The 5,350-nt window shown below is 72.4% G+C and carries 5 protein-coding genes; 3 read left to right on the top strand and 2 right to left on the bottom strand.

The genetic code is table 11. The annotated features are described in order from the left end of the window. The 3 genes from B9G38_RS13945 to B9G38_RS13935 all read left to right on the top strand — a co-directional run. Positions 1–455 (top strand): TCP-1/cpn60 chaperonin family protein (locus B9G38_RS13945; RefSeq protein WP_303646238.1); only part of this gene is annotated, 455 nt, incomplete at its 5' end. 217 nt (positions 456–672) lie between these two features. Then, complete coding sequence (locus B9G38_RS13940; RefSeq protein WP_086220761.1) at positions 673–927, top strand: glutathione S-transferase N-terminal domain-containing protein; 255 nt, start codon at positions 673–675, stop codon at positions 925–927. 72 nt (positions 928–999) lie between these two features. Next, positions 1,000–1,368, top strand: coding sequence for a DUF192 domain-containing protein (locus B9G38_RS13935; protein ID WP_086220760.1), 369 nt, complete (start codon positions 1,000–1,002; stop codon positions 1,366–1,368). A gap of 21 nt (positions 1,369–1,389) precedes the next feature. On the opposite strand, the gene B9G38_RS13930 is transcribed toward B9G38_RS13935, so the two are convergent. Further along, complete coding sequence (locus tag B9G38_RS13930) at positions 1,390–2,940, bottom strand: ATP-binding protein (RefSeq protein WP_086220759.1); 1,551 nt, start codon at positions 2,938–2,940, stop codon at positions 1,390–1,392. A gap of 102 nt (positions 2,941–3,042) precedes the next feature. Continuing rightward, positions 3,043–5,350 (bottom strand): DNA topoisomerase (locus tag B9G38_RS13925; protein WP_086220758.1); only part of this gene is annotated, 2,308 nt, incomplete at its 5' end.

Here is a 5,350-nt window from a genome sequence, read left to right as displayed (position 1 = left end):
CCGACGGGCGCACGCTGCCCGGCGGCGGCGCGGTCGAGGTCGAGATCGCGCGCCGCCTGCGCGACTACGCCGACTCCGTCGAGGGGCGCGAGCAGCTCGCGGTCGAGGCGTTCGCCGACTCCCTCGAGCTGATCCCGCGCGTGCTCGCCGAGAACGCGGGCCTCGACGCGATCGACCTGCTGGTCGACCTGCGCGCGGCCCACGAGGCCGGCGACGAGAACGCCGGGCTCGACGTGTTCGCCGGCGAGGTCGTCAACACGGCCGACGCGGGCGTCGTCGAGACGGCCCACGCGAAGGAGCAGGCGATCGCCTCCGCGGCCGAGGCGGCGAACCTCGTGCTGAAAATCGACGACATCATCTCGGCGGGCGACCTCTCGACGGCGGGCGGCGACGACGAGGGCGGCGCCCCCGGCGGCGGCATGGGCGGCATGGGCGGCATGGGCGGCGCGATGTAGGCGAGGTTCCGTAGGAACCGCCGCATCCGCGCCGACCGCGACCGCCTCGACGACAATCCCGTTCGAACGCTCCGTTTTCCCTCGTTTTCCCCCGTTTTCGCACCCCACGAGCGTCCGCTAGACCCGAGTACGCGACCGGGGTACTCCCGGCCGCCCGTGCGCGCCGGACGCATCCGCGGCCGTACCTCTTTACCGACCCGCACCCTACGGGGCGGTGATGGCGAACTTGACACTCTACGAGCTCGAAGGCTGTCCGTACTGCGCGAAGGTGAAGACGAAGCTCGCGGACCTCGATCTGGAGTACGACTCCGTGATGGTGCCGCGCTCGCACGGCGAGCGCACGGAGGTCGAAGCGGTCTCCGGACAGACCGGCGTCCCGGTCCTCGTCGACGAGGACCACGGAGTCGAGGGGATGGCCGAGAGCGACGACATCGTCGAGTACCTCGAAGAGACGTACGGCGGCGCGAGCTGAGCCGGTCGGGGCGACGCGCCGGCGGTCGGCGCGCCCGACCGAACGGGAGGCTATTTATCCGCCCGCGGCGAGGTGGCGGCCGTGCGACTCGTCCACGCTTCGGAGTCGGGACGCGACGGAGGCGAGGCCGTCCTCGCGAGCGACGTCGACGTCGCGCGGTCGACGCTCGAACAGGCCCGAGGCCTGATGTTCCGACGGTCGATCCCCGACGGCTACGCCCTGGTCTTCCCCTTCGACGAGGCCGACACGCAGTGGCTCCACATGCTGTTCGTGCCGTTCGCGATCGACGCGGTGTGGCTGGCCGACGGTGAAGTGACGGCGAAAAAACGGCTCGCGCCGTTCGTCGGGCTGGGCCGCGGCCGCGCCGACACCGTCGTCGAACTGCCGGCGGGCGCGGCCGAGTCGGTGGCGGTCGGCGACGGACTGCGGCTGGTGGAGTGAGCGGGCGCCGCGCGACCCGGCCTACGCGCCGCCTTCGACGTCGTCGAGCGTGAACAGCTCCGCGTCCTCCGACGGCGTTCCCGACGCGGCGCGCAGCGACAGCTCGATCCGGCTGCCGCCGGCCCTGCTCTCGGCGATGTCGAGGCTTCCGCCGCCCGCGGTGACGATCCAGTTCACGTACCAGAGCCCGAGCCCGCTCGCGTGTTCGAGCGGCGTCTCCTCGCCGGTGAGGACGGCTCGCTCGGCGGGCGGGATCCCCGGCCCGTCGTCGGCGACGACGAGCGAGACCCACGACTCGCTGGGCAGCTCCGCCGCCGAAATCCTGACTCGGGGGTCGTCCGCGTCGTTGTGGCGGATCGCGTTGTCGACGAGCTCGGTGATCGCCTCGGGGAGGAACGCGACCGCGGAGACGGCGAGGTCCGTCGGCACGTCGACGTCGACGGCCGCCCGACCCCGGACCGCCGGGTCGAGCGATTCGAGGCCCGCGTCGACCGCGGGCGCGAGCGCGAGCGGCCGCGGGGAGGGGCGCTGGGAGAGCAGCCGTTCCACCTTCCGCGAGGTCTCGCCGAGGCGCAGCAGCCGTTCGGCGGTGTCGACGACCCGCTCGAGCTCGGTGACGAGGTCGGGGTCGTCGACCGCCTCGATGGCCCGTCCCGTGAACCCCGTGACGACGTTGAGGTCGTTCCGGAAGTTGTGCCGTAACACGCGGGTCAGCACCGCGAGCCGCTCCTCCCTCAGCGACGCCTCGGTCAGGTCCTCGCCGACGCCGACGGCGCCGACGACTCGGTCGCCGTCGGTGACGGGACCGACGGAGAGCCGGTACGGGACGCGCTCGCCGGAGCGGGTGAGCAGCCGCGCCTCACAGGAGGCGGTCTCCCGTTCCCGGTACACCCGAGAGAGGGACTCGCTCACGCGACCGCTCGTCTCGTCGTCGAACAGCGAGGTGAGCGCCCGCCCCGAGAGCGATGCCGGCTCGTAGCCGGTGTCCGACGACAGGCGGCCGTTCCACCGCGAGAGCGTCCCCTCCTCGGAACAGCGGAACAGCGCGAGCGGGACGGTCTCGGCGAGCGCGTCGACGAGCCGGCGCTCGGCGTCGCGGTCGGTCTCGGCCGCGAGGCGGTCCGTGACGTCCGAGAGCCCGACGACGAGCCACTCGTCGCCGGCGATCGTCGCCGCGCGGAGCGCCGCGTCGACCCGGAGTCCGGGGTCCCCGAGTCGGAGGTTCCACTCGAACCGCTCGATCGCGGCGTCCGAGTCGGTAGCGGGCGGGGACCCGGCGGCCGACCTGCCCGACGCGGCGGACGCGGCGACGTCCGCGACGGACTCGGCGGCGGCGGTGACGTCGGTCTCGCCGACGTCCGGGAGGCCCATCAGCGTCAGCGCGCCGCGGTCGTGCCCGAGGAGGTCGGCCGCCGGCGCGTTCGCGGCGCGGATCGCCAGCGTCTCGGGGTCGCAGACGAGCGTCGGCGTCGGAACCGCCTCGACGAACGCTCGGAGGATCCCGCTCGGGGCGGCGTTCCCGCTCGACGACGGTCGATCGTCGCTCGGCGGACCGGCGTCGCGGTCTCCCATCTACCGACCCACGACGCGCTCCGCGTTTAATTGTCTGTGGGTCTAGGTATCGCGTCGACGTGCTCGCGACGACGGCGAGAGCCGCTGCCGCCCGGGGACCGGTCAGTCCGCCTTCGCCTGCCAGTCGCGGACGGTGTCGGGCCCGACGCCGTCGACGTCGGCCGCGAGGTCGTCCGGGTCGGCGGACTTGAGCTCGTCGACGCCGTCGACGCCGGCGTCGTTCAGCTTCGCGGCGGTCTTCTCGCCGATCCCCTCCACGGCCTGAAGCTCCGACCCCTCCTGGCGGGCCGTGAACTCGCGGTAGTTACAGATCGGACAGCCCAGCTCCCACGGCTCGTCGCCGGAGTGGACCCGGAGGTGCGGGAGGTCGTGCTCCTCGCAGGTCTCGTCGGTGACCTCGATCTCGCCGCGCCGGGGGAGCGGCAGCGAGTAGTCGCAGTCGGGGTAGCGCGTACAGCCGACGAGCCGGGAGCCCGAGCGGAGGCGCTTGATCGCGAGTTCCCCGCCGTGTTCGTCTCCACATTCGGGACACGACCCGATCACCTCGTCCTCCTGCTCGTCGGCCTCGTCCGCCTTACACTGCGGGCAGCCGTGAACGAACGTCTTCCGGCCGGCGAGCATCTTCACGTGCCGGAGCTCGTGCTCCCCGCAGGTCTCGTCGAGGATGAGGGGCTTCCCGGTCGACGGGAGGGGTAGGGTGTACTCGCAGTCGGGGTAGCCGTCGCAGCCGACGAAGTACGACCCCTGGCGGGACTTCCGGACGAGGAGGTCGGCGCCGCACTCGGGGCAGGGTCCGAGCGTCTTGTCCGCCTTCAGCGACGTCTGGAGGTGGTCGCCGACCGCCTCGCGCGACTCGGTGAGGTCGTCGAACACGCGCGAGAGGAGGTCACGGGACGCGGCCGTCACCTCGTCGTACCCCTTCTCGCCGGCCGCGATCGCCGCCATGTCTTCCTCGAGCTGGGCGGTCATCTCCTCGCTCACGATCCGGTCGGCGAACTCCTCGGCGGCCTCGACGACCGCCTCCGCGAGCCGCGTCGGTCGGGGCGGGTCGCTCTCGACGTAGTTGCGGTCGTACAGCTTCTCGATCGTGCGGTGGCGGGTCGCCTTCGTCCCGAGCTGCCGCTTCTCCATCTCCTCGATGAGCCGCGACTGTCCGTAGCGGCGCGGGGGCTGCGTCTCCTTGCCCTCGGTGGTGCGGTCCGACAGCGACAGCGTCTCGCCGACCTCGACGTCCGGGACGATCCGCTCGTCGCTGGAGCGGTACGGGTACACCTCGTGGTAGCCGGCCTCCAGCAGCCGCTTCCCGTTGGCCTTCAGCCGCAGGCCGCCGTCCGCGACGAGGTCGGCGGCGCCGTCGGCCTCGTCCGGGTTCCGGAGGGCGGCGAGCCCGTCCGCGCCCTCGGCGATGGGGGTCGCCTCGCCGTTCGCCAAGGCGACCACGCGCAGGCGCTCCCACGTCGCGGGGTCGGCGCAGGTGGCGAGGAACCGGCGGACGATCAGCTCGTACACCTCCCACTCGTCGTCCGAGAGGTCCGACGCCGACGGGAGCTCGCCGGTCGGGTGGATCGGGGGATGGTCGGTCGTCTCCTCGTCGCCCTCGGTCGGCTCGATCTCCCCGTCGCGGTCCTCGTCGAGCAGGCTCGCGGCGTCTTTCCCGAACGTCGAGGCCGCCGAGAGCTCCTCGATCAGCTCCTCGGGCTCCAGGTCTTCGGGGTACACCGTGTTGTCGGTCCGGGGGTAGGTGACGTAGCCGGCGGTGTACAGGTCCTCCGCGAGCGACATGGCGCGCTGCGCGGAGTAGCCGAGCGACCCCGCCGCGCGGATGAACGCGGTGGTGTTGAACGGCGTCGGCGGGTCGTCGGTCTGCGTCCGGCGCGTGACGTCGTCGACCGTGGCGCCGTCGGCCGCGTCGAGCGCCTCGGTGAGGGCGTCGGCGACCGCCTCGTCCCAGACGCGCTCGCGCTCGTTGCCCTCGTCGTTCAGGTAGAAGTAGCGCGCCTCGAAGGGGTCGCCGCCCGACTTCGCTAACTCGCCCGTCAGCTCCCAGTAGGACTCGGGGTCGAACGCCTGGATCTCGCGCTCGCGGTCGACGATGAGCTTGAGCGTCGGGCCCTGGACCCGGCCGACGGAGATGAAGTCGTCGCCCATCTGTCGGGCCGAGAGGGAGAGGAACCGGGTCAGGGCGGCGCCCCACGTCAGGTCGATGGTCTGGCGCGCCTCCCCGGCGGCCGCCAGCTCGAAGTCGAGGTCGTCGGGGTTCGCGAACGCCTCCCGCACCTCGTTTTCCGTGATCGACGAGAAGCGCACGCGGTCGACCGGCACGTCCTCGTTCACCTCGCGCACCAGCTCGTACGCCTCCTTGCCGATGAGTTCGCCCTCGCGGTCGTAGTCGGTCGCGATGACCACGCGG

The organism is Halorubrum sp. SD612, assembly GCF_002135005.1.
Note: the sequence above shows the minus strand (reverse complement) of the source record. Positions and strands in the feature narration are given on the sequence as shown.

Excerpts from the sequence above, each read along its gene's own strand:
- B9G38_RS13940 (WP_086220761.1), top strand. The coding sequence starts at position 673 with ATGGCGAACTTGACACTCTACGAGCTCGAAGGCTGTCCGTACTGCGCG.
- B9G38_RS13930 (WP_086220759.1), bottom strand. The coding sequence starts at position 2,940 with ATGGGAGACCGCGACGCCGGTCCGCCGAGCGACGATCGACCGTCGTCG.